The sequence below is a fragment of the Nitrobacter vulgaris genome, from assembly GCF_031453995.1.
GTDB classification, from domain to species: domain Bacteria; phylum Pseudomonadota; class Alphaproteobacteria; order Rhizobiales; family Xanthobacteraceae; genus Nitrobacter; species Nitrobacter vulgaris.
Map to the genome: position 1 here is coordinate 35,676 of NZ_JAVDPZ010000010.1, position 25,096 is coordinate 60,771.

Sequence of the window (25,096 nt, forward strand, 5' to 3'; positions counted from 1 at the left end):
CAAGCTCTAGCCTACTTCGGTCATCAATGCGGCATTGCCGCCGGCGGCTGCGGTATTCACCGTTACGGTCTGTTCGGTGGCAAACCGGGTGAGATAGTGGGGGCCGCCGGCTTTGGGTCCTGTCCCCGACAGCCCATGGCCACCGAAGGGCTGCACTCCGACCACAGCGCCAATCATGTTGCGGTTGACGTAGATGTTGCCGACCTGAAGCCGGTCAGCGACGATCTCGATCGTATCGTCAATGCGCGAGTGGATGCCGAGCGTCAGGCCAGAGCCGGTGTCGGCGATGGAGTCCAACACCCCATCGAGACCGGAGGCGCTATAGCGCACGATGTGAAGGATTGGTCCGAACACCTCTTCGGTCAGTTGCCGCGCGTCGTCCAGCTCGAAGATATGCGGCGCGACGAAATTGCCCGATGACGGCGCAAGTCCCGCGAAATGTACCTGAGCCTCGCGCGTCATGCGCGCGATATGCGCATCGAGCCGATCCTTTGCCTCGCGGTCGATCACCGGGCCGACATGGGTGGCGGGATCGGACGGATCGCCGATCCTCAATTCGCGCGCTGCGCCAACGATCATCTCGATCATGCGGTCGGCCACGTCCTCCTGCACGAACAGAAGCCGCAGCGCGGAGCAACGCTGCCCGGCCGAGCGAAATGCCGAAGTCACGACATCGTCGGCGACCTGCTCGGGCAGCGCGGTGGCGTCGGCGATCATGGCGTTGATGCCGCCGGTCTCGGCGATCAGCGGCACGATCGGGCCGTCCTTGGCGGCGAGCGTGCGGTTGATCGATCGCGCCACTTCTGTTGAGCCGGTGAAGACCACGCCCGCGATGTCGCGATGCGCGACAAGCGCAGCCCCGATGTGTCCGTCGCCCTGAATGAGGTGAAGCGCCGCCTCCGGAATCCCGGCTTGATGCAGCAGGTGCACAACTTCCGTGGCGATCCTCGGCGTCTGTTCAGCCGGTTTCGCAACCACGGTATTTCCAGCCATCAGCGCCGCCGTCACCTGCCCCAAAAAGATAGCCAGCGGAAAATTCCAGGGCGAGATCGCGGCAAAAACGCCGCGCCCGCGCAGACGCAGCGTGTTGCGTTCGCCGGTCGGCCCGGGCAACGGCTGCGCGTCGCCGAACAGCTTGCGGCCTTCCGCGGCATAGTATCGGCAGAAGTCGGCGGCTTCGCGAACCTCCGACACACAATCATCCAGCGTCTTACCGCCTTCCCGTTGTAAGAGCGCGATGAAGCGCGCCGATCGCTGTTCCAACAGGTCGGCTGCGCGATCCATGGCGGCGGCTCGCACGGCCGCCGGTGCGCGGCTCCACGATGAAAACCCACTGCGCGCCGCGGCAACGGCTCGGTTCACATCTTCCGGCCGGCTATCGTTCACCGGCACGATTGAGACATGCTCAGCCGCGACCTCGGCAACCAGCCGGTTCACCGCGGCGCGCTCGCCGAATTCGACTCCGCGCGAGTTGATGCGCTCCGGCTGGAAAAGATCGCGCGGCAGTGGAATCCTCGCGTGCTCGGCGCTGTCGGCGCTTCCTATGATATCGACCGGTCTGCGCAGCAGCGTGTCTAGCGGCATATTGGGATCGGAGACCGTCGCGACGAAGGAGGAGTTGGCTCCGTTCTCGATCAGGCGGCGCACCAGATAAGCGAGCAGGTCGCGGTGACTGCCGACCGGCGCATAGATGCGGCAGGCGATCACGGGGCGATCCTTGCAGAGCGTGGTGTAGAGGGCTTCGCCCATGCCGTGCAGGCGTTGGAATTCAAAGCCGGTCTCTCCGTCCGTCAGTTCGAGAAGCGTTGCGACAGTGAGGGCATTGTGGGTTGCGAACTGCGGAAACAGGCGCGGCCGCAGCGTCAGCAGTTTTTTCGCGCAGGCGATGTAGTTCAGGTCGGTCATCGCCTTGCGGGTGAACACGGGATAGCCGTCGAGCCCGCGCTCCTGCGCGCGCTTGATCTCAGTGTCCCAATACGCGCCCTTCACCAGACGAACCATCATCCGCCGGTTCAGGGCTCGTGCGAGGTCGTCGATATAGTCGATAACGGCACCGGCGCGCTTCTGATAGGCCTGGACGGCGAGGCCGAAGCCACTCCAGCCAGCGAGCGAGCGGTCGGCGGCAATGGCGGCGATCACATCGAGCGAAAGCTCCAGCCGATCGGCTTCCTCCGCATCGACCGTGAAAGCGAGATTGAGCGCTTTGGCGCGCTTGGCGAGATCGATGGCGCGCGGAACCAGCTCCACCATCACCCGCCCTCGGCTCACTGCCTCAAAGCGCGGATGCAGCGCCGACAGCTTGACGGAAATGCCGGGGCGGTCGGGCAGGGTCCTGTCGCCCACGCCGCGGCCGATCGCCTCAATGGCGGCGGCGTAGGAACTGAAATAGCGGTCCGCATCCGCAGCGGTGCGCGCGCCCTCGCCTAGCATGTCGAAAGAGTAGCGGGTGCATCCCGCCGAATGCGCGTGCGCCCGCTCGAGCGCAGCCTCAATGGTTTCGCCCAGTACGAAGTGACTGCCCATCAGCCGCATCGCCTGCCGCGTCGCCGCGCGAATCGCCGGAACGCCGAGCCGTTTCGCGAGCCGCCCGATGGTTCCCTGCGGCGTCTCGCCCGGTTGGATGACCCGCGCCGACAACCCGAGCGCCCACGCGGACGCGTTGACAAGAAAGGCGCTGGATTTGGTCTCGTGGTGGATGAAATTGCCTTGCCCGAGCCTGTCCTCGATGAATCTGTCCGCGGTCTCGGTATCGGGAACCCGCAGCAGCGCCTCGGCGAGCACCATCAGCGCGAGGCCTTCCTTGGTCGATAGTGCAAACTCGCGCAGCATATCCTCGACGCCGCCGAGTGGGTCGTCGTTTTGCCTGATCGCATCGATCAGGCGTCGCGCCGTCCGATCGATCCGCGTTTCCCGCTCAGGTGTCAGCCGGGCCTCGGCGAGCAGCCGCTCCGCGATTGGCCGGTCATCCGGAGCGTAGGGAACCGAGAACGGCGGTGGAAGCTGGGGCGACATCGGTGATTCCTGATCACGATGATTCTGGATTGAATCGATGCAAAATCACGAACGTGATCGATTTCCCGATTTTTGAGCGGGAGCGGTCCCGCTAAGTTCCGTGCACAAACTTTCCGGTTCTGGTAGCAGCATGTGAGCGGCACGCGTCATCGATAAATAGGATCGCTGTTGCGCCTGCGCGACCCTCTCTCCGCGTCGTACAGGCTAATCTCAGTCCGGGATCGGATATCAGGTCGAGGGACGATGGCGGGCTTTCCGGAACGACAACATGACCGCGCCCGCGTGCGCCGCCTGTCTCGTCTGCTTGTGGTGGGCGCGATGCTGCTCATGGCTAACGGCGTGGATCATCCTGTCGAAGCCGCAGAACTCAGTCCGGGAATCTCGCAGCTTTATACCTCGGTTTCGATCAATCCCCCGACCGCGGAATCCATGACGGTCTGCTACGGTTTCGTCTGCCGGCGTCGCGAAAGTCTTGACTTCACGTCCGCCGACCGTGCCGCGTTGGGGCGGGTTCTGGCGGCCGGCCGCTCATCGGCCGCTGCGGAACGCCGGGCTGTGCAGAAGGCGGTGGTCTGGTTCGATCGCCGCATGGGATCGATCCTCGGAACTGACAGGCGTGTGGCGCGGGCTGATTTCCGCGCCGGCGATGACAAGCACAACTTCGATTGCTGGGACACGACGCGCAACGTGACGAGCCTGTTGCTGGTCCTGCAGGGCTGGGGGCTTCTCAAATTTCACACTGTGGGAAATCCGCGTTATCGTGGCAACGCGCTTGTCTTGCAGACCCCGCATAACACCGCGGTGCTGGTGGAGCGCACCACGCGTGTGGAGTGGGTCGTTGACATGTGGACGCGCGGCTTTGCGCAATTGCCCGATGTCATGACCGTGGATCAATGGACCAAGCAGAACTGAGACAATGCCTTCCTGCGCGACTTTGCCACGAAGATTACCCGATCGTCGTCGCCGGCGAATTCAGTCTGCGCGGATAGCGTAAACCTGATGGCGTCGGCGGAGCCCATGTCGTTCGCCCGGAATGGATCGCGCCTGCCAGGACGCGCTTTTATCCGAGCCTGAAGGATCGCGTCGACGCGTCAAACCTTCAGGTTTTCGGCCGAAGTTTTGCCTCGATTGGCAACTTCTTCGAACTCAACCGTCTGCCCCTCGTTGAGGGTCGAAAGACCTGCTCTTTCCACGGCTGAAATATGGACGAACACATCCTTGCCACCCCCGGCCGGCTGGATGAAACCATAACCTTTGGTCGGGTTGAACCACTTCACAGTACCCTTAGCCATTCCCAAGTCTCCGCAGGATTGAAACAGTCGTCGGCCCCCGGAACCGGCTTGTCCGACGGCGCACAAGATACGCGGTCTCGGTCCGGCTTGATAGATCAAACATGAAGGCCGGTACCATTTTGCCACAATTCTGAGAGGCCTCAGACCGCCAAGTACAAGGGGTCTCGCCCGACCGGGGTAGCGCCGGGGGGCCACAGCGGCCGGTGTCCCAAGCTTTCCGGGGGGCTCTCGGCGAATACCCTTGCGACGTCAATACGTAGCAGTGAGATAGTCGACGATCTTGCTGATGTCGGTCTCATCGATCTGCGCGCCGTACACCTTGATCATCTTGTTCACTTCCGCCTGCCAAAAATCCTTTTTGAATTTCGGGCCGCGTGGCTGGGTCGCGATGTAATCCGCCGAATGGCAGGCCAGGCAATTGTTCTTTACGACGTCGACATTGAGTCCTGGTTTGAATTCGATCGTTTCGCGCGGGAGCTTGTAGGAAAGCGGTTCGGCGATGGCCCCCGTCGACTCGTAGGCGCAGGCGCTCGCGGCCAGTCCGATGCCGGTCGCGAGGGTAAGAACAACTGAACGCGTCATGAGCCTCTCCCTCAAGAGACCGAGACGCGAACGGTCTCGGTGACGTTGCGCATGTAACCGGCCGGATTCCACGTGGCATCAGACGGCTGCACCTGACCGCCATCGCTGGTCGCGCGCACCTTCAATTCGTGTGGACCGGCAGTGAGCTTGACCGGAACCTTCCATTCGCGGAACGAGTATTTACCGTAGTTCCGGCCGAGCCGCGCGCTCTTCCAGGTCTTGCCGCCGTCGACTGAAACCTCGACATTCTTGACACCCGTGCCGCCATCGAACGCGATTCCCTTCAAAATTTTTCCGCCGCGTCTGAGTTGCGCGCCCTCGGTGACGTTAGTGATGAAGGAGCGGACATTGAGCCTGTTGATGGGGACCGTCGCTGTCGGCGTGGTGCCCGGTTCGACGCAGGCGCAGGCATTGTCGGGAATGCGATAGGCCGTCTTCATCCAGAAATTGTCATAGATGCTGTCGATGACGGTGATCTCATTGAGATGCTTTATCCAGTAGGTGCCGTAATATCCGGGAACGACGAGCCGAAGCGGAAAGCCGTTGAGAAACGGCAGGTCTCTTCCATTCATCAAATAGGCCAGCATGACCTCGCCGTCGCGTGCGTGATCGACATCAAGCGCCTTGGCAAAATCCGGGGTCTTGTCGCTGACGGGGCCATCCATGCCCCCGAAAACCACTTGCTTGGCGTCGTGCTGTACGCCGGCTTGATCGAGCAGGGTCTTGAGCGAAACGCCGCGCCAGCGTGCGTTGCCCATCGCTCCGTGACCGAGCTGGCCGCCTGCGACGCGGGGATTGACGAATCCGCGGCTGTTGCCTGAGCACTGATTGACCGCGACGATCTCTGTCTGCTTCATCTTTTTGATGTCCTTAAGCGACAGCTTGAGCGGACGATCAACCTTGCCCTTGATCTCGAGCATGAAGGTGTCGGGATCGATATTGAGCGGGATGTCGGCAAGATGATAGCGGACAAAGAAGGCGTCGTTCGGCGTGATGGGGCCTTCGTTGAAAACCGAGAACGGTGTTTCGAGTTGTGGTGGCCGGCTGGTGATTCCGATCATCGGACGCTTCTGTGGATATTTGACCAGCGGACGTTCGCCGTTGTCGAAGGGCATCGTCACGCTGTCGAGCGCCAAGGCTTTGAAAGGGGTCAGGCCGATGCTAAGCGTCAGTCCAGCGCCGATGCGTTTCAGCATTTCTCGTCTGTCGAGCATTGGCTTCCTCCGAAGCTTTATTGACATGGCCCGTCATCACGGATCACAGTTCTGCAAGTTTGTCACCGGACAGCGGCAAGTCAATCGACGAGTTCCGAATATGCCGTTCGATGCGATCGATGGATCGGATCGCGAGATTTTGATGCGGCGGCATGACAACAGCCCGTTGCTCTCAACGCAAAAAACCCCGGCCGCTGGGCGGCCGGAGCTTTTTGACCGGACAGGAAGGTGCGATCAGTCGCAGACGTTGATGGTCCGCAGGCGGAAGCCGAACGGGGTCGGCACGCGGCGCACGACGTAGCAGCCGTCGTCGTAACCGCCGATATAGGCAACGCCGAAACCGTGGCCGAAATGGCCGTGGCCGAAGTGGTGGCCGTGATGCCATCCACCGTATCCTCCGCCATGCCAACCGTGAGCCGAAGCGGCGGTCGGAGGCAGCGCCATCGCGCTGAGGGATGCTGCGGCAACAAGCCCGAGAGCAATCTTACGAAACATGGTCGTTCTCCTTTTAGATGAAGCGTGGGATGCGCGGGTTTCAGGTTCAAAGCGATTTTCAGTTTCCAGTTGCGGGCTCTTGCTTGGTCTCGCTCTTGCCCGTCGCAAGTTCGTCGCTTGCTTTGAAAAGGCGGTTCGAAGAATCCGGCCGACATTTTTCTGAATGGACGTTCAGACAAGTGGGGTTTCGAGCCCTATGCGTGTGCGAAATCTCACACGGTGCGAATGCCGCTGAAAAATATGCGTGAACCAAGCGGCGACGGGCCGACCTCGCCCTAGATTGACACCGAGGACCGGGTGGTCAAGAAACGCGAGGAAGCTGCCGGAGAACCATGCGAGGACGCGCGACAGGTGTAATCCTCGACATCCAGATGACAATCGCACAGTCCGATAAACCCGCGTTGCCACCGGAGCGTCCCGCGCTTTCGTCGCTGCTTTGGGTCGCGGCATTGATCGCTGTGATGACCGCGATGAGATGCGTCTTTGCCGGCACGCTGGATCTGCGCACTGACGAGGCCTATTACTGGACCTGGTCGAAGGAAAGCGCGCTGTCCTTCCTCGATCATCCTCCGATGATTGCGTGGTTCATTCGTTTCGGTACCGCGATTTTCGGCGATACAAATTTCGGCGTCAGGTTTGCCGGGCTGCTGGCGATGCCGATCTCACAATTGCTGCTTGCCGACATCGTTCGCCGAGTCACGCACGACATCCGTGCCGCCATGCTGGCGGTTCTGATGATGGAAGCGGCGCTGTACTACGGCCTGCTAATGGCGAAGGTCGCGCCCGACATTGCGCTGATTCCGTTTGAACTGGCGATGGTCTGGTCGCTGGTGAGGCTCACGGAGAGCGGCGACGCGCGCTGGTGGCTCGCGGCCGGTGTTTTCGGGGGGCTCTCGCTGCTGTCGAAGCTGACTGCTTTGATGCTGATTCCCGCCATTGCCGCCTTCATCCTCGTGCCGGACTGGCGTTGGCGCTGGCTACGCAGTCCGTACCCATGGACCGCGGCGTTGATTGCCGTTGCGGTGTTCTCACCGGTCCTGATTTGGAACGGGATGCACGACTGGGCCTCGTTCAGGTTTCAGTTCGTTCGTGCGACGTCGGCACATGATCTTACACTTCGCACGCTCGGCGATTACATCGGCCTTCAGTTCGGTCAGGTCGGACCGATCCTGCTGCCTGTGGTGCTGTTCGCGGTAGGCGTCACGGCATGGCGTGGCTACCGGCATCGCGATCCCGTCGCCGTGCTGTTGTCTACCGCCGTACTCGTACCGTTCGGGTATTTTCTCTGGAAATCGCTGACGCTTCGGGTCGGCGACACCTGGCCGATGTTCATCTGGCCGTTGGGTTTCGCGGCGGCGGCGATCGACATTGCAATGCGACGGCGCGAAAACTGGCCGGCGTGGATGCTGAAATGGTCAACGTTCTGGGCCAACGCCGCGATTGTGTCGGGTCTCTGTCTCGTCGTCGCGATCTTTCTTTATTACACCGTCAGTCCGTGGAATTTCATCGGCAAGACCGATCCGATCGGCGGTGAGGCGGGATTCGCGCAGGTCGCGAGCCGCGCTGAAAGCGAAATGCAAAACTCCGGTGCAACCTGGATCGCAACAGTCGACTACCGCGTTTATGCGATGCTGCGCTGGTATCTCAGGGATCGCGTGCCGGTGATCCAGATCAATGAGCGCAGTCGTTTCTTAGGCTTTCGGGATCCGGGTTGCGACATGATTGCCGGGCATGCCGGGCTCTATGTCGCCCGGGAGCCGGATGATGCCTCGATTCTGGCCTCGACCGCGGCGGTGCTCACGCCCCTCGGTCAGGTTCAACGGACCTGGCGTGGACGGGTCATGGACACCTATGTGCTGGAAAAGCTGACGGGCTGGACGCCCGATCTCTCGCCGCCGCCGGCCTCGCCGTTTTACAAATGGCGACAACTAGCCGAGGGCGGGGCAGTTTGCCGTCTAGGGTCTATTTCAACAGGAGCGAATCAGACTCTAGCCGCATCCTTGTGAGAGAGGATGATTTTATCCGAAAACCGGTACTCACTTTTGCGGAATACGCGCTAACTCAGTTGCCGCCGTCTCGCTTGCGCAACAGATCTTTTACAAGGTCGCCGAGCGCGGGCCGCGGCAGCGCCGTGAACGGCATCGGCCGGGTAACGTCGATCGCCGCCAGCCCGAGACGGGCGGTCAGCAATCCATTGAGGACGCCTTCGCCCAAACGCGTCGACAGTTTCGCGGCGATGCCCTGGCCGAGCATTTGCTGGATCAGCGTGTCACTCGCCGCCATGCCGCCGGTGATTGCCAGATGCGCGATGACGTGGCGCATCAGGCGGATCATCCCGAGCGTACCTGGCCTTCCGCCATACAGACGCGCAAGCTGCCGCACCAGCCGCATCGCTGCGGCGAATACGAACAGCACATCCACGACGGCGCGAGGGCTGACCGCGGTGACGATCGACACACGCTGCGCTGCCACTGATACGAGTCGGCGCGCCTCTTGGTCCAGCGGAGCCATCAGTTCGCGTTCGGCGAGCCGCACCAGATCGGCGCCGTCGATGATGTCAGTGCTATGGCTCCGCAACGTTGCTCGTGCCCGGGCCAGGTGCGGATCGTTGTGGGCGAGTTTCACCAGATCGTGCACGACCGCGTCGGCTTCCTTGCGATTGTCAGCCGCGATTGCGGCCAGCGCTCGCCGATGCAGATTCTCGATGGTGGCGAGACGGGTAAGACCCGCGATCTCGCGGGCCGCGATGGCAATCGACGCGATGACAAACAGCGCCGCCAGCATCAGCCCGAGGAAACCAAGCCCCTCGCTGCGTGCAAACAGGTCGCCGACCAGATCGATAGCGCCGATTACGGTGCCGAGCAGGATGAACCCGGCCAATGACGACCAGAACAATGCCCCCCAACGAAATCCCTTCCGCGCCGGAACCGGAGGCATCTCCGCCGGTTCCGGGAGGAGTACGGGCTCCGGCTCGGGTTCCGCTTCCGGCGTGATGCTGATGCTGCCGCGAGCAACCCGGCTCGCGGCCTCGTCGTGTTCCAGGACCACGACGAGCGGATCGTCGAGCTTGAATGTGACGGGACGACGCAGGCCGGAACGCTCACTCATTGCAGTCGGTCTCCGATTAGGAACTGGAGCGCCCGGTCGAGGCGGATATGGGGCAGCGACGGTTCGCCAGTTCCTTCGTTTTGGAGGCGCGGGGGACGAAAGCGCAGAAAACGAAAGTCGGCCTGATCCATAGCGGATGTCGACAGCCCGCGGAAAGCGCCGTTTCCGCTGAAAAGTTCCTTGACATCCTCAGGCAGGTCTCCGGGGAATGTTGCGACTTCGGTGTTGCCGTCGAAGGTCTCGCCATTGGCGGCTTCGCCGGCAAGGGGCGTGCCGAGTATGGACGGCAGTTTCTCGCGACCGCATCGCACCTGCGCCTCGCGCGTGGCGCGGACCGCGGCCAAGGCGACGACATCAATGGCGGCGCCGGCGACTTCGGCCCGCGAGGCGGCGCGTTCCACAATGCGCCGAAGGATCGCCTCAAGCCGGTCATGACTGGTGTGATGCAAGTGGTCGGCCTTGGTAGCGGCGAACAGGATGCGATCAATCCGCGGCCGCAATAGTGTACTGAGTAACGTGCTGCGGCCGACGCGATAGCAATCGAGAATTCCGGCAAGCGCCGCTTCGAGATCATATAAGGCTTCCGGTCCCGAATTGAAGGCGGCGAGTGTATCGACCAGCACAATCTGGCGGTCGAGCCGCGAAAAGTGATCGCGGAAAAACGGCCGCACCACGAGATCCTTATAGGCCTCGTATCGCCGCCGCATCATCGTCCAAAGCGATCCATCAATCGGGATTCCGCCGGAGGGCAAATCAAGCGGCGCGAAAGTGAGCGCGGGCGAGCCTGCAAGGTTGCCCGGCATCAGGAAACGGCCGGGCGGCAGCAGGCTCATGGCGAAACGTTCGTCCCGACACGCGCGAAGGTAGTCGGTGAACAGCCGGGCGGCGGCGAGTGTCGCCTGTTCATCCTCGCGGGCCGAGGGCCGCAGCGTTGCGAGATGATCGTGCCATGCGTGTGCGAGGCGCGCCCGTGGCTGTTGCCGCGATAGCGCCAAGCTCTCTGCCGACCACTGTTCATAACTCTTATCGAGCAGCGGCAGATCGAGCAGCCATTCTCCGGGGTAGTCGACAATATCCAGCGTCAGCGTTTGGTCCAAACCATTCTGCCGCTGATAGCCGATTACGAGCCGCAATTCGCTGATGTCGACCGTCGAGCTTGGCCAGCGCCGCTCCGTGATCAGGGTGTTGACGTGATGTTCATAGCTAAATCGCGGTACGGCGTCGTCCGGTTGCGGGGCAAGCTGCGCGCGGGCGATTCGACCGCTGGCGAGAGATTCAAAAACCGGAAACCGGCCGCCACGCGACAGACCGTGCACAAGCGCCGTGATGAACACGGTTTTGCCAGCGCGTGACAGGCCTGTCACGCCGAGCCTGATCGTCGGGTTGAAGAAGTTTTCGCCGTAGTCCAGCAGCGCGCGTGCCGAGAGGCGCGCTCCTTCAAAGATATCGGAAAAGCTGGCGGCCATATTGATGTGATGTCGGTGATGAAGCCTGCAATGGCGCACCTATGGTTCGTGGCAACCGGAAAGTGGCGACTGCCGAGCCTGAATCAAGTTCCGTATCCAAGTGAGATGTACATTAATTAGGTTGAGGCTTCGTTGACCCGCGGCTGCTCTACGGCTGCGGCGTGATCTTCAGAACTTGGCGGAGCCTGTCTTATATGGGCTGTGATCGACCTCGTCCTGGCCTGTGCGTCTTATGCGCGAGTGGAACGACGCGGACGACTCCTCGAAATGGTCGCGGTTCGCTCCGGGAATCTTGCGCCGCTAACGGTTGGCGCGCGTTTGCTGTTCATACGAGCGCAACATCGACGATCTCGGGCATGAATTTACCACTTCGGCTGGCTGTCTGTTCCGTTTTCGTAAAATTTTCTCTCCCTCCAGTTGTGTAAAAGAAGTTTAACTACTCGCGTAGATTGTATTTGCGAGCATTTGGGGACGACAATCATGAGCTTTCTACCGGCATCTCGCGATGCGAACGCGAAACTCGACGCGCTGAGCAGATCTCAGGCTATCATCGAGTTCAATCTCGACGGAACGGTCATCACCGCGAATGCGAATTTTCTCAATGCGATGGGATATACGCTCGAGGAAATCCGCGGCAAGCATCACGGCATGTTCGTCGACAAGGAACGTCGTGACAATGCTGAATATCGCGAATTTTGGGATTCGCTGCGTCGCGGCGAATATCAGGCGCGAGAGTTTAAGCGAGTCGCCAAGGGCGGGCGAACGGTGTGGATTCAGGCTTCCTACAATCCTCTGATGAACGCGCGAGGCAAGCCTTACAAGGTCGTCAAGTTTGCGACCGACATCACGATGCAGAGGCTGCGCAATGCCGATTATGAAGGTCAGCTGAAGGCGATCCACAAGTCGCAGGCCGTGATCGAATTCAATCCTGACGGCAGTATTATCACAGCGAACGACAATTTCCTTAAGACGGTTGGTTACAGTCTGGACGAGATCCAGGGCCACCATCACCGGATGTTCGTCGAGCCGGACGAGCGAGACAGCGTGGCTTATCAGGTTTTTTGGGACATGCTCCGGCGCGGTGAATATCAGGCCGCCGAGTACAAACGAATTGGAAAAGGCGGCCGGGCGGTCTGGATCCAAGCATCCTACAACCCAATCCAGGATTCGGAGGGGGCAGTCATGAAGGTGGTCAAGTTTGCGACCGATGTGACGGCTCAAGTCCAAGACCGTATGCGTCGTACGGATTTGCAGAAATCCATCGATACGGACCTCGGTCAGATCACTGAATCCGTTGCCGCGACGTCGCGGCGCGTTAGCTCGGCCGCCGATGCGTCCACGCAAGCGTCCGCCAACATGCAGGCTGTCGCGGCTGGCGCCGAAGAACTCGCGGCGTCGGTCGGCGAGATCAGTCGCCAGGCAGCGGACGCGCTTGCTATCTCCCAGCAGGCGGTCACCCAGGCGAACGAGACCGGCACCATCGTTGCCGGGCTTGCGACCGCCGCGCAGAAAATCGGCGACGTCATCAAGCTGATCAACAGCATTGCCGAGCAGACCAATCTGCTGGCGCTCAACGCCACGATCGAAGCGGCCCGCGCAGGCGAGGCCGGTCGAGGTTTTGCGGTGGTTGCGTCGGAAGTGAAGAGCCTGGCATCACAAACCGCCAAGGCGACAGAGGAAATCAGCGGTCAGGTTGCCGAAGTGCAAAACACCACCGGAAGCGCGGTGGGCGTCATCGAGGCCATCACCCAGACCATATCGCGGATCAACGAAATATCTGCGGCCATCGCTGCGTCGGTCGAGGAGCAGGCGTCTGTGACGCAAAGTATCTCATCTAATATGCAGGTCGCTGCCAAGAGCGTTGCCGATATCACGGCAAGCATGAGCGAGATAGCCGACGTCACGCAGTCCGTCGACGCCGCAACCCGCAAAGTCAAGGACGCATCTCGCGCGGTGGCGTAAGCGTTGGTATAGAGGCCGTTGCGCCGGCTCTTCTCTCCGTCATCTCGCCATGGCATGGTTGCTTCCGGGACGGTACGCGATCGGTCTCCGGTCGCGCCTGCGGGAGACTTCGCGTGGCCATTTCCAATAGTCCTGGTAATTTCGATTTCGGTCTCGGCGAAACCGCCGATGCAATCCGCGAGATGGTCCGTGATTTTTCCGCGAACGAGATCGCGCCGGGTGCTGCCGAGATCGACAGGTCCAACCAGTTCCCGCGCGATCTCTGGCCGAAGCTCGGCGCACTCGGTCTTCACGGGATTACCGTCGAGGAAGATTATGGTGGCGCCGGTCTCGGTTACCTCGAACACTGCATTGCAATGGAGGAAATCTCACGCGGTTCGGCTTCGGTCGGATTGTCTTATGGTGCTCACTCTAATCTCTGCATCAATCAATTGCGCCGCAATGGCAGCGAAACGCAGAAGCGAAAATATCTGCCGAAGCTGATTTCCGGCGAGAATGTTGGCGCGCTGGCAATGTCCGAGCCGGACGCTGGTTCGGACGTGGTCTCAATGAGGACGCGTGCTGACAGGAAAGGTGACCACTACGTTCTTAATGGCAGCAAGATGTGGATCACCAACGGGACGCTCGCGGAAACGCTGGTGGTCTACGCCAAGACCGACGCCGCGGCGGGCGCACGAAGCATCACCGCCTTTATCGTTGAGAAAGGCATGAATGGATTCTCAACTGCACAGAAGCTCGATAAGCTCGGTATGCGCGGCTCCGATACCTGTGAACTGGTGTTCGAGGATTGCGAGGTGCCAGAGGAAAACGTCCTCGGTGAAGCCGGCTGCGGCGTCAATGTCCTGATGTCCGGTCTCGATTACGAGCGCGCCGTGCTCGCTGCCGGTCCGCTCGGCATCATGCAGGCTTGCATGGATGTCGTGATGCCGTATGTGCACGAGCGTAAGCAATTCGGGCAGCCGATCGGCAGCTTCCAGCTCGTTCAAGGCAAGGTTGCTGACATGTATGTCACCATGAATGCGTCCCGCGCCTATGTCTATGCGGTGGCAAAGGCGTGCGATCGCGGCGAGATCACGCGCGAGGACGCGGCAGGAGCGATCCTTTACTCCGCGGAGAAGGCGACGCAATGCGCGCTGGATGCGATCCAGTTGCTGGGCGGGAATGGTTACATCAACGACTATCCGGCCGGCCGCCTGCTGCGCGATGCCAAGCTCTATGAAATCGGCGCCGGCACGAGCGAAATCCGCCGCATGCTGATTGGTCGCGAGCTATTTGAGAAGAGCGCCTAGAGCGGAATGAGGAAAGGGCGCAGCGGCTTTCCGCCTGCACCCCGCTTCTCAAAATATTGGAATCGATCACGTTCATGAAAATGCTGCGCTGATCAGCGTGGCAAAGAGCCTGAACGGTAGGCTGCCTCACGGTCGCGCTTTCTCAGCCCGCGCCGCGACACTCAGGGCGTCGTGCGCGTTCCGATCCATGTGTCGCGGGCGGTAGTCTAGTTGCGTTAGTCTAGTTATTGACGACGACGACCGTCGTGCCGATCGGCACGCGGTTATAAAGGTCCACCACGTCCTCGTTCGTCATGCGGAAACAACCAGAGGACACCGCCTGACCGATCGTCTCCGGTTCGTTGGAGCCGTGGATGCGATAGAGCGTGGAGCCGAGATACATCGCGCGCGCGCCGAGAGGGTTTTCGAGTCCGCCCTTCATGTGGCGCGGCAGATCGGGGCGACGCGCGATCATTTGCGCGGGCGGGGTCCAGCTCGGCCATTCCTTCTTGGCGCTGATGCGGTGGACGCCGCTCCAGCGGAATCCGTCGCGGCCGACGCCGATACCGTATCTCAGCGCCTGGCCTTGGGGGAGGACGAGATAGAGCCTCCGTTCCCCGGTCCTTATGACAATGGTGCCCGGCGCATACCGGCTCGGGAAATAGACAAGCTGCCGCGGGACCGGACTTGCGGATGTAAAATTGGGACCGAAATTCATGAAGTCGCCCGTATCAACGTACTGGGCGAAAGCGGACTTTCCACTGAAAACAAAGGCGATGGCAATCAAAAGAGCCAGAATGCGCGTCATTATTTCCTCGCATCAATCGATTTCACTGTGAGACTGGCCATAATTCGTCCAATTTCGCAAGCCGCGGCCGTGCAAGGATACTCCTTCTCCGCCGTCGTTTGCGAAAAAGCCCCAGCTCCAAGTCCTGGTTTATGCGGGACCGCCAACAGTCATAGGGCAAGCCAGGGTAAGGACGTGGCGGGAATAATGTTGATCTCAGGGTTACCGAAAAATGAAACCGGAGCGCAACGATGAACGGCGCCGAAAGTCTGGTCCGAACGCTGATCAAAAACGGCGTGGATATTTGCTTCGCCAATCCTGGCACGTCGGAAATGCATTTTGTCGCAGCGCTGGACCGGGTGGAGGGAATGCGCTGCGTGCTCGGATTGTTCGAAGGCGTGGTGACCGGCGCTGCAGACGGCTATTTCCGTATGAAGGGCGCGCCGGCCTGTACCCTGCTTCATCTCGGTCCAGGCCTCGCCAATGGCCTTGCCAACCTTCACAACGCCAAGAAAGCCAGCTCAGGCATCGTCAATATTGTCGGCCAGCACGCGCTCCACCATATCGAATGCAACGCTCCGCTGACGTCGGATATCGAGGGGCTTGCTCGGCCGATGTCGGCCTGGGTCCGCACCTCGCCGGATTCGAGGTCGGTCGCTCGAGACGGCGCCGCGGCCATCGCCGCGGCCCAGAGTTCGCCGCCGCAAATCGCAACGCTGATCTTGCCCGCCGACGCCGCATGGAGCGATGCCGATGACGTTGCCGACGTAACCGAGACGTTGCAGCGCCCGGATTATTCGTCGCAGGCGATCGAGAGCACAGCGAAGATCCTGCGCGGCAGCGGAGAGACTCTGCTTCTACTCGCCGGTAGCGCGCTGACTGAAAGGGGATTGGCGCTGGCTGCTGGCATCGCCGGCAAGACAGGCTGCAAGGTGATGGGAGAGACCTTTAACGCGCGCATGGCGCGCGGCCGGGGCCGTTTTTTCGTGGATCGCATTCCCTACCCGGTCGAACAGGCGTTGTCGGTTCTGAAGCCGTTCAGGAACATCATCCTGGTTGAAGCCAACGATCCCGTCGCTTTCTTCGCTTATCCGGACAAGCCGAGCTTCTTGAAGCCGGAGGGCTGCGATGTGCATCGCATGACGGCGAATGGCGAAAACTCGATAGCTGCGCTGGAAGCACTGGCCGGTGCTGTCGGCGCCAGGCTGCGGGATGCGAAACCGCAGAAGCCAACCGACATTACGTGGCCGGAGGGGCCGCTCAATCATACGTCCATCGCGCAGGCCATCGCGATGGCGATTCCGGAAAATGCCATCGTCATCGACGAGGCGATCACGACGGGCCGTAAATTCTTTCCGTCGACAGCCTTCGCCGCGCCGCATGATTGGCTGCAGAACATGGGCGGTTCGATCGGATTTTCGACGCCGGTGGCGATCGGCGCCGCGGTGGCTTGCCCCGAACGCAAAGTGATCTGCATGGTCGGCGACGGCAGCGCGATGTACACGCTGCAATCGCTATGGACGCAGGCCCGCGAAGGCCTCAACGTCCTCACGATCGTTTTCTCCAATCGCATGTATCAAATTCTGCGAGGCGAATTCGACGGTGTTGGCGCTGGCGAACCCGGCAAGAAGGCGATGGACATGCTGAGCCTCGATCGTCCCGCGCTCGACTGGGTGACGCTTGGCAGAGGCATGGGGGTTCAGGGCCGCGCTGTCACCACGGCCGACGAGTTCAACAAGGCGCTTGCCGAGGCCATGGCCGAGCAGGGGCCGCGCTTGATCGACGTACAGATGTGACGACGATGCAGGATGCAGTCGTAAACAATGGTCGATGCGTTGAGCGCGGCGGGGAGGTGCCCCGGGTGCGGGAGCCTTCATGAGCCTGACCTATGTCATTCCCGACATCCACGGCCGCTTCGATCTGTTGAGCGAGGCCTTGCACGGAGTTCATGCCCACGCCGCTGGCAATGGGGGGACGCTCGTCATGCTCGGCGACTATGTCGACAAGGGGCCGGACAGCAGCAAGGTCATCGCTCGCTTGCGGCGCGGAATGCCGGACGGCTGGACCTTCGTTCCGCTCAAGGGCAATCACGATGCGATGATGGTTACGGCGTGGCGTGACCCCGCGGAAATGACGCGCTGGCTGGAACACGGCGGCGATGCGGTCCTGGAATCCTACGGCAGTGATCCCTTCGTGATTCCGGAGGCCGACATTGCCTGGCTCGAGGCGCTGCCGCTCATGCATATCGATGCGCACCGCATCTATGTTCACGCCGGGCTCGATCCCGGAGTTGGACTTGACGCGCAGCCCGAAATCACGCTGCTCTGGAAACGCTATCCCCAAGGCGAAGCGGCCGGATTCGAGGGCCGTCATATCGTGCATGGACACAACTCGTTTGCTGAGGGACCGGAAATGTACCAAGGCCGGACCAATCTCGACACCAGGGCGTGGCGAACCGGCCGCCTCGTGACTGGCGTGTTCGATGATGCATATCCTGGTGGGCCGGTCGATTTCATCGTCGTTCATGGCTCGACTCAAGGGACCTCGTGACTCCGGCTTTGAAGAGGTTAAAGCTGGAACCGCACGCCCCTCGGATAAGAAGACGACCGGTTTCTTTCGTGGGATAGCCGGATGGTTTTATCTTGACGGCTGCTCGCGGCGCAGGTCTTCGTGTGGCAATGGACAAGGTCTCGAACTCGGTTACGAAACTGCAGGCGACGTTCCGCATCACGCTGAATGGCGAGTCCGTCGCCATCGCTACGGTCGGACAGGCCTACGACTTCATCACCCGCCTGAGCACCGCCGAGTGGGTGGAGTTTAGCACGCTGCACGAGGACGCGTGCGCCGCGCTCGAGGCCGCCGCGGGCAACGCGATGCTGAGCCGCAAGGCGACCGATGCATTGCGAGCGTTGTTCGCGCGAACAAAATTGTTGTGACTGATCGGGCGGGGCCATGAGGGCGCGCCGCGTGGCTAAATCCAAAATGGTGGGCGCACAAGGGATCGAACCTTGGACCTCTCCCGTGTGAAGGGAACGCTCTCCCGCTGAGCTATGCGCCCGGAATCGTCATCTGCCGTGAAGGATTCCCAGGCCTCGGTGTCGAATCCGACCCGACGCGGCGACGAAGCCGCGATTTAGGGAATGCAGGGCAGGAGTGTCAAGCGAACTTGTACCTGCCGCTCGAAGCCAAGGGAAGCCAAGGGAAACCAAGGCAGTTCCGAACCATAACCATCACTGCGGTCCAGCCGTCTACGTCTGTCAGCGGGCCATCACTGAACCTGAACCGCCAGCGGATCCCGCAAGGGCGGTTGGCGGACGATCTCATTCCCGAACAACTGACTCGCTTTCCGACAGCGCCAGGTGCATACTCTTAAGGTTCCGGAGAACGCTGCCCGCGCTCCGCCCCCTTTTGAAGCAGGGAGCAACGCCATGAGGGTGCAACGTGGTTCTCGTCAGCTAAAGTCCTTGAAAGATCGTCTGGCCGAGTTTGTGGCAGGTGTCCGCAAGGCTACCGACGAACTTCCTCCGTACGCGCGCGGGGATGAAGCGTTGAGGAAACGCCGTCTATCGGACATTGCGGCCCATATAGAGGGCTGGGCAAATTCCTCGGGGTTGCAGACGCCGAAGTGATGCTGGTTATGCCCGTTTCGCGTCAAGCCTACGTGCCGGCGACGTGGAGAAATCGTGTGCGGATGTTTTGCTGACATTTGCCCAGATGATGCTGTGAGGGTGGCTTCAAGGGGATCAAGAAAAAAAGCCATTCCCTTTCAGGAATGGCTAAAGGCGAGCTATGGAGGTCGTCCAGCCCTGTGTACTGCCGTTACCTTGTTTGCAGCCATACGCGGCAAGAATGGCCCATGTTTGCTGATTCGGCTGCAACATGATTGACACAGTTCTTTTCGGTCGGCTTTTCAGAGGCGCAAGCAATAGTCCGATCGTGCAGTGTCAGGCGGTGCCGCGCTGATCCGGCTGTTACTGTGGAGCGTGCGGGTCTGTTCGCGGGTGTCTTACGAGGCGTTCGGGATTGCCCACCAGCAGACACTCGCCGTTGCGGGAAGGCGTACCCCTTTATTGGCGAGGGAACGACCGGTGTTTCTGACGGTTGGCAAATTGAATTATCGGGAGGAACGCCATGCCTTACGCACTCTTTGATCACGACGTACGTATCGGCGAATCAGCGTCGACGGAATTGGGTGCCTGGCAAAATGCGCTGCGGGCTGGCCTCATTTCGGATATTCCCGTCGCCGACGAGCAAGGCGGTCAGGTTTTGCCGCGAGGCCTCACCGTGAAGCGGATGGATGAAAAGGGCGGCCGCGATTAGAGCGGGATCCTGACGTCACGACGAGCTGAACCGCCGACGGTTGTTGGAACCGGCACGGAGCGCGACCGGGCAGTCAGGATAGCAAAGGAAATATCTTGCGTTACAGCATAATATGGGTTTCTTTCGAGCAAAGGTATCTTCACGGAGAATAGAAATGACGGCTCCATCATCGAAGGGTGTGGCCGAAGAGGATCTGCGTCTCATTGCGCTCTCACTTATCTCCGAGGCGCCCCGTCACGGCTACGACGTCATCCAAACGATCGAGAAAATGACGGCTGACTGGTTTTTACCCGGTCCCAACGTCGTTCATCCGATGCTGGCCAAGCTTGTGGAAGAGCGCTGTCTGACCGCATCTGCTGATCCTCCGAGACTTTTCACCATCACGGACGAAGGCCACGCCTATCTTGAGCAGCATCGTGATCGCGCCGATGCCGTCCTAAATCGTCTGAAGGCTCTCGGCGAGCGCGTCACCCGCTGGCGGCAGGCTCTCGGAGTTGCGGAAAGGCAGAAGGAGGCCGACGCGGATGCTACGGAGGGACTGCTGGATGTCCTTGCCCGTGCGGCGATGCCGAGGAAATAGCCTTGCGTAAAACGAAGCTGGCGCGGCGACGCTTTGAAGTGAACGGGTTGGTGGGGACGATCGCGGCATAACGGAGCGCAGCCGCGGCCTTTGTAAGGCCGCCTTCGATCACGCTCGGCACCAGCCGCTCGACCTTTCGGTGTCAGGGGCGCATTCTTGTGGATGTTGTATAGGCTCGAGGATATCGAAGCTTTGCAACCTCAGCTTCCTCGGTTCAGTTCAGACGGACAACCTTGTTGAAAGCTCCAGAGCCTTTCCGAGCGAACTGAATCGTTGATGAGTCTCAAGGAGCTTGTGATCTGATTCACGCTGTCTGCCGAATCGGAAACCCGCAGCCATAGCTCGCAATTTGTTCTGATCACAGATGTCTCGGCGCTGACCGCTCAATTCTTCTTTCGAGAACTATTAGGATGCGCGGGTCATAGGCGGTCGAACAACATCGTTCTTCGAACCGGCCATCCCCGCGCATATTGCAAGAGCACAGATCGGGTCTATGCAATCGGCAATCGATCTATAGCGTTTTCGAACGAAGTGGATGCCGGTTCGCGTAAAGAAAACGCGTCAAAACATAAGATAGAGTTCCGCTTCTGATTCCATCGGAATCAGAAGCGGAAAAGCTCTAGTCCCTCTGCAGGGTATGCGTGAAGTACCACAGTGTGCCGTTGAGCACCATCGCACCCAGGATATTGCCGATTGTGACCGGGATCTGATTCCATACCCACCACTCGTAGATGCTCACGTTGGCACCCGAGAGGATAGCGGTTGGGAACAGCCACATGTTGACCACGGTGTGCTCGAATCCCAGCGCGAAGAACATCCCGATCGGGATCCACATCAGCACCACCCGGCCCAAGGTGCTGCGCGTGGCTTTGGACATGACGGACCCGAGGCTCACCAGCCAGTTACAAAGGACGCCTTTGCCAATGGCGGCGCACCAGCCAATCGCGCCGTAATGGATATAGCTCACCTTGCTCTCGGCGGTCTTGGCGATCACTTTGAGCATGCTGTCCGGCTCGATGGACCCGCCTTTGGTCAATGAGAACCACAGCAGCCAGCCGAAGAATATGCCTCCCAGAAGGTTGCCCACCATAGTCCATGTCCAGTTACGAACTAACTGGAACGGCGTAATCGTCCCGGCGTACATGCCGATGGGCATCGTCGCGAAGCTGCCCGTCGCCATCTCCAGGCCGAGGAAGCTCAGTGTGACGTAGCCCGCCGGGAAGACAAGTCCGGCTACCGCGAGCGGTATGCCCGCTGCAACCATGGCGAAGGTCACACAGGCTCCATAGGCCAGAAAGGGTGTACACAAGAAGCCGCGAATGAGTAGGTGAATGGTACCGAACTTAGCTTTCTTGGCGGCATCCGCCGCAATCGCGGCGCCCATATCGGACGGCGGCACCGTTTCGATCACAACGCTGGCGTTCGCATAATCGGCCATTGCGTTCCCCCCTGTGTATTGATTTTTCCGATCACCGCCCCGTTCAGGCAGCGCCGTTATCACTCAAATGCATATCAGATATCTGTATATCGTGCAACGGCGAGGCCGGGGTAGCCGCGCGCGAATCAGACTCGACACGCGCGGGTAGAATCTCACGCGCGGGCAGAACCATTGAGCGCTTTTAACGAGGCGCAAGCGATCGCCGGCGCAGCTGCAAAGCGCCGTGCTGATCTTTGTTTACCTGGAGGATGGACCGACTAATCCGTCAAGGTCGCAATCTGTTCGGTGAACCAGTCCAGATCTTTTTTCCAGCCGGCATTGTCGGGTGCGCGCATGACAACCCGTTCCATGGCAGCTTGTCCCTGCCGCAGCGCAGCCAGCGCGTTATTGTGGTCGTTGGATCGGCGATACATCTCCGCCAGGTGCCCCTGGCTCACGGCAACACCGCGCTGCAGATCGACGTTGCCGGGATCGGCAAGCGACAGCCGCTCCATGATCGCAAGCCCTTCAAGAAAGGATTTCTCGGCCTCGTCCACATTGCCCTGCGCTTCCAGCACTTCGCCGATACGATCGTAAGATACCGTCAGATCGCGCAGCCAACCGACGTTATCAGGACTGCGCTGCGCCAGCCGTTTCCTGATTTCAAGCCCTTCGCGGAAGGCTTTCAGCGCTTCCTCCACTTCGCTCTGTGCTTCCAACACGTCGCCGATACAATCGTGTGACACCGACAAACTGCGTTGCCAGCTGACGTTATCGGGATCGTTGCGCGCCAACCGCTCTCTGATCGCGAGTCCCGCGCGATAGGATTTCAACGCCTCGGGCAGGTTGCCTTGCGCCATCTGCACGTCGCCAACTTTTTCATGGCATACAGACAGATCGCGTTGCCAGCCGGCGTTGCCCGGGTCGATCCGCGCTAGTCGTTCGGCAATCGCGAACTGATCCTCGAAGGCCTTCAGCGCATCGGCCATGTTGTCCTGAGCCATCAGCACGTCGCCGATGCGGTCGTAGGACACCGCCAGGCCGCGCTGCCAGTCAACATTGTCGGGGTCGGCGTTTGCCAAACGCTGCCTGATGGTCATCCCTTCATGGAAGGCTTTCAACGCGTCGGGCAGACTGCTCTGCGCCACGTGCACGTCGCCGATCTTGGCGTGCGACACTGACAGATCACGCTGCCAGCCGACATTCTCGGGCTCGGTGCGTGCCATCTGCTGCGCGATCTCAAGCCCTGTGCGGAAGGATTTCAACGCGTCGAACAGCTTGCCCTGCGCGACCAGCACATCCCCGATACGATCATGAGAGATTGACAGACTGCGCTGCCAGCTCGTGTTATCGGGATGGGCCTTGGCGACCCGCTCCTTGATCGTGAGCCCGTTGCGGAAAAATTCGAGAGACTCCGGCAGCTTGCCCTGCGCCATCAGCACGTCGCCGACGCGGTCGTAAGCGAGCGTCCGATCGCGTTGCCATTTGTTGTCGTCGGTGTCGGCGCCGCGCGCCAGCCGCTCAGTGATCTCGAGCTGGTTTTGGAACGCTCCCAGCGCCTCCGGAAGATTGCCTTGCGCCATCAGCGCTTCACCGATCTTCTCGTGACACAGCGACAGCTCGCTCTGCAGATCGGTGTCGCCGGGGGCGCCGTTCGCCAGCCGTTCGACAATGGCGAGTTGCTTGCGGATCGATTCCAGCGCCTCGTCCAGTTTGCCTTGCACCGCAAGCAGGTCGCCGACCTTCTCGTGCGAGATTGATAAATCGTGTTGCAGCCCGGCATTGTCGGGAGTCTTGCTCGTCAGCCGCTCTCGGATCGCAAGCCCCTCACGGAACGACTTGAGCGCTTCAGGCAGCTTGCCCTGCGCCACCAGCACGTCGCCGGCACGATCATGCGCAACCGACAGATTGCGCTGCCAGCCGGCATTGTCGGGTTCGGCGCGGAGTAGTTGCTGAAACGTTTGTTCGATCGCATTCAGGACGATCAGGCGAACATCGGAAGGAAGGTGCCGACCCGCCACATCGTCAAAACTGACGAGCAAACGCTCGGCCGCGCTTGCGCGGACAGAATTATCGGGGTTCTCAAGCAGACGGCATATCTCTCGGGCCGCGCTCGCCGAAGTGCCGGCAGCCGGCGAGATGATCGCATCAGCGAGCGCTTGTGTGGCGCCTCGCAGCTCCTTTTCGCCAAGCGCTGGATCGCCATAGTACCGGGCAGCACGGACATCGTCCTTGCTTGCCAAAAGATGGATCATGGTTTCAGACACCCGCAGCGGGTCGCCGGGTGCAAGCGTCAGAAGGTGATCTGCGATCAGCAGGTGCAGTTCGGGATTCGAGACGCGTAGCGCGGCAAGGCGCGAGCGGGCGGCAGCCCGCGCCTGAGCGTGGTTGAAATCCAGTTGCGCAAGATCGCCATGCTGGTGAATCTGGCCGCGGAACAGGTTGCGCAGCGCAGCAAAGCGCTTCTGGTCCCAGGCTTCGCCGCTGACCTGAGGCAACAATTGACGAAAGTCACTCTCTCGCCATCCAGTCCGGCCTGCCGAAAGAAGACCGATAAACGCCGCCGCGATCGCCGGACCCAACAGCTCGGCCGCGCTATCGAATGTTGCGCGATAGAGGAGCAGGATGTCCGTAGGCATGGCGCCGACCGCATCCAGCATCGCATTCTGCCGACGCTCCTCCGGAGTGCCAGTATATTCGCGCTGCATGTCGGCAAAATCACTGGTGGCGAGCAGCTCGAGTTCCTCGAGCGCAACCATCAGCCACAACGGATTGGCCCAAGCCGACCCGCCCGCATGCTTCTTCGCGAGCAGAGCGTCAATCACCGGGGAGGCCAGCTTGCGCTGGTTGCGTTTGCATACCGCGTCGATGATCGCTTCGGGCGCCTCCAGTGGCGGGAGGGTCAGCGCTTCCACGCCCGAACGTTCGGCCAGCGCCTTGGAGGCGCCTCCGGCAAGGCCGGTTGCGACCAGGCGCGCATTGATCGGCCAAAGCCGTGGCAACCAGGTGGTAAACTTCCCGCGCGAGGTCTTCTTGAACTGATCGATCGCGTCGATCAGGATAATCACGCGCCGTTGCGAAGCCATCCGCGCGAGCAGGGAGGCGAAAGCCCGCTCGACAATCTCCGGGTCGATATTGGCGGCGAGGTCAACATCGCCGGCGCCGAGGGCGCTGCCGAGTTCGGTAATCCAGCGGCGCAGCATGGCATCGATCGATGAAGCCCGCGGGGCTGCCTCCGCAGCATGGGCGAGAACGAAGGCATCGGTTTCCTTCATGCGGCGGAGAAGCTCGCCGAACAGTGCGCTCTTGCCCGAGCCCGGATCGCCGGTGATGCAGATCCCCCATGGCGCGCCTTCCCTCGTGGGGGAAAGTTCCTTGGCAGGGGAGAGACAGAGGTCGGTGACGCGCGCAAGGACCGACTGCCTGCCGACGAAGTCGCGTGCGCGATCGTTGGCAAAGCTTTGGAGCACGTTGCGCTCCGCCTGCATCTCCTCGATCGTGCTGCTAACGGATACCGACATCGTGGAAACCTCACTGAACAACTAGTTTATAACATCGTCGTGGAGTCGGACAAATCCGACCTGGCCGCGACA

General features: G+C 60.7%; 19 protein-coding genes and 1 tRNA gene. 9 read left to right on the forward strand and 11 right to left on the reverse strand.

Translation table 11 applies throughout. The features are described from left to right. Positions 1 to 6: 6 nt before the first annotated feature. Positions 7 to 3,012: a bifunctional proline dehydrogenase/L-glutamate gamma-semialdehyde dehydrogenase PutA gene (gene putA / locus GGQ85_RS08390; RefSeq protein ID WP_309774115.1), complete on the reverse strand. Its 3,006-nt coding sequence runs from the start codon at positions 3,010 to 3,012 to the stop codon at positions 7 to 9. Between the two features lie 318 nt (positions 3,013 to 3,330). On the opposite strand from putA, the gene GGQ85_RS08395 reads away from it, so the two are divergent. Beyond that, positions 3,331 to 3,924, forward strand: coding sequence for a hypothetical protein (locus GGQ85_RS08395; protein WP_309774172.1), 594 nt, complete (start codon positions 3,331 to 3,333; stop codon positions 3,922 to 3,924). A gap of 179 nt (positions 3,925 to 4,103) precedes the next feature. Here GGQ85_RS08395 and GGQ85_RS08400 read toward each other — a convergent pair whose 3' ends face one another. The 4 genes from GGQ85_RS08400 to GGQ85_RS08415 all read right to left on the reverse strand — a co-directional run bounded on the left by GGQ85_RS08400 (position 4,104) and on the right by GGQ85_RS08415 (position 6,595). Further along, a complete protein-coding gene (locus GGQ85_RS08400) occupies positions 4,104 to 4,304 on the reverse strand; it encodes a cold-shock protein (RefSeq protein WP_011316219.1) in 201 nt (66 codons plus the stop codon). A gap of 249 nt (positions 4,305 to 4,553) precedes the next feature. Continuing rightward, positions 4,554 to 4,886, reverse strand: coding sequence for a SorB family sulfite dehydrogenase c-type cytochrome subunit (gene sorB / locus GGQ85_RS08405; RefSeq protein ID WP_309774116.1), 333 nt, complete (start codon positions 4,884 to 4,886; stop codon positions 4,554 to 4,556). An 11-nt stretch (positions 4,887 to 4,897) separates the two neighbouring features. Continuing rightward, a complete protein-coding gene (gene sorA / locus GGQ85_RS08410; protein ID WP_309774117.1) occupies positions 4,898 to 6,100 on the reverse strand; it encodes a SorA family sulfite dehydrogenase catalytic subunit in 1,203 nt (400 codons plus the stop codon). Between the two features lie 234 nt (positions 6,101 to 6,334). Next, on the reverse strand, positions 6,335 to 6,595 hold the full coding sequence (locus GGQ85_RS08415) for a hypothetical protein (protein WP_309774118.1): 261 nt from the start codon (positions 6,593 to 6,595) through the stop codon (positions 6,335 to 6,337). Between the two features lie 332 nt (positions 6,596 to 6,927). On the opposite strand from GGQ85_RS08415, the gene GGQ85_RS08420 reads away from it, so the two are divergent. Then, positions 6,928 to 8,601, forward strand: a complete 1,674-nt coding sequence (locus tag GGQ85_RS08420; RefSeq protein WP_309774119.1) for a glycosyltransferase family 39 protein — start codon at positions 6,928 to 6,930, stop codon at positions 8,599 to 8,601. Between the two features lie 55 nt (positions 8,602 to 8,656). Here the strand turns inward: GGQ85_RS08420 and GGQ85_RS08425 are convergent, their stop codons facing one another. Further along, a complete protein-coding gene (locus GGQ85_RS08425) occupies positions 8,657 to 9,703 on the reverse strand; it encodes a YcjF family protein (protein ID WP_309774120.1) in 1,047 nt (348 codons plus the stop codon). Further along, complete coding sequence (locus tag GGQ85_RS08430) at positions 9,700 to 11,169, reverse strand: YcjX family GTP-binding protein (RefSeq protein WP_079445852.1); 1,470 nt, start codon at positions 11,167 to 11,169, stop codon at positions 9,700 to 9,702. Before GGQ85_RS08430 ends, GGQ85_RS08425 begins: the two co-directional genes overlap by 4 nt. A 480-nt stretch (positions 11,170 to 11,649) precedes the next feature. Here GGQ85_RS08430 and GGQ85_RS08435 point away from each other — a divergent pair, with 480 nt between their 5' ends. Beyond that, positions 11,650 to 13,131 carry a methyl-accepting chemotaxis protein gene (locus GGQ85_RS08435; RefSeq protein ID WP_309774121.1) on the forward strand — a complete coding sequence of 494 codons (1,482 nt, stop codon included), beginning with the start codon at positions 11,650 to 11,652 and terminating at the stop codon, positions 13,129 to 13,131. A 113-nt stretch (positions 13,132 to 13,244) separates the two neighbouring features. Further along, positions 13,245 to 14,420 (forward strand): isovaleryl-CoA dehydrogenase, encoded by a 1,176-nt coding sequence (locus GGQ85_RS08440; protein WP_309774122.1) that lies wholly within the window; start codon positions 13,245 to 13,247, stop codon positions 14,418 to 14,420. A gap of 220 nt (positions 14,421 to 14,640) precedes the next feature. On the opposite strand, the gene GGQ85_RS08445 is transcribed toward GGQ85_RS08440, so the two are convergent. Next, complete coding sequence (locus GGQ85_RS08445; protein WP_079445854.1) at positions 14,641 to 15,207, reverse strand: L,D-transpeptidase; 567 nt, start codon at positions 15,205 to 15,207, stop codon at positions 14,641 to 14,643. A gap of 230 nt (positions 15,208 to 15,437) precedes the next feature. Here GGQ85_RS08445 and GGQ85_RS08450 point away from each other — a divergent pair, with 230 nt between their 5' ends. The 3 genes from GGQ85_RS08450 (at position 15,438) to GGQ85_RS08460 (ending at position 18,122) form a co-directional block, all read left to right on the forward strand. Then, positions 15,438 to 16,982: an acetolactate synthase large subunit gene (locus tag GGQ85_RS08450; protein ID WP_309774124.1), complete on the forward strand. Its 1,545-nt coding sequence runs from the start codon at positions 15,438 to 15,440 to the stop codon at positions 16,980 to 16,982. Positions 16,983 to 17,061: 79 nt separating this feature from the next. Continuing rightward, positions 17,062 to 17,736, forward strand: coding sequence for a metallophosphoesterase (locus tag GGQ85_RS08455; RefSeq protein ID WP_309774125.1), 675 nt, complete (start codon positions 17,062 to 17,064; stop codon positions 17,734 to 17,736). Positions 17,737 to 17,864: 128 nt separating this feature from the next. After that, positions 17,865 to 18,122, forward strand: a complete 258-nt coding sequence (locus GGQ85_RS08460) for a hypothetical protein (RefSeq protein ID WP_079445857.1) — start codon at positions 17,865 to 17,867, stop codon at positions 18,120 to 18,122. 47 nt (positions 18,123 to 18,169) lie between these two features. Here the strand turns inward: GGQ85_RS08460 and GGQ85_RS08465 are convergent. Continuing rightward, positions 18,170 to 18,244 (reverse strand) — tRNA-Val (locus tag GGQ85_RS08465). Between the two features lie 1,073 nt (positions 18,245 to 19,317). Here GGQ85_RS08465 and GGQ85_RS08470 point away from each other — a divergent pair. After that, positions 19,318 to 19,506, forward strand: coding sequence for a hypothetical protein (locus GGQ85_RS08470; RefSeq protein WP_079445858.1), 189 nt, complete (start codon positions 19,318 to 19,320; stop codon positions 19,504 to 19,506). Between the two features lie 154 nt (positions 19,507 to 19,660). Then, on the forward strand, positions 19,661 to 20,086 hold the full coding sequence (locus tag GGQ85_RS08475) for a PadR family transcriptional regulator (RefSeq protein WP_079445859.1): 426 nt from the start codon (positions 19,661 to 19,663) through the stop codon (positions 20,084 to 20,086). A 619-nt stretch (positions 20,087 to 20,705) separates the two neighbouring features. Here the strand turns inward: GGQ85_RS08475 and GGQ85_RS08480 are convergent. Then, complete coding sequence (locus tag GGQ85_RS08480; protein ID WP_079445860.1) at positions 20,706 to 21,524, reverse strand: formate/nitrite transporter family protein; 819 nt, start codon at positions 21,522 to 21,524, stop codon at positions 20,706 to 20,708. 257 nt (positions 21,525 to 21,781) lie between these two features. Next, positions 21,782 to 25,024, reverse strand: a complete 3,243-nt coding sequence (locus GGQ85_RS08485) for an AAA family ATPase (protein WP_309774126.1) — start codon at positions 25,022 to 25,024, stop codon at positions 21,782 to 21,784. Positions 25,025 to 25,096: the final 72 nt, after the last annotated feature.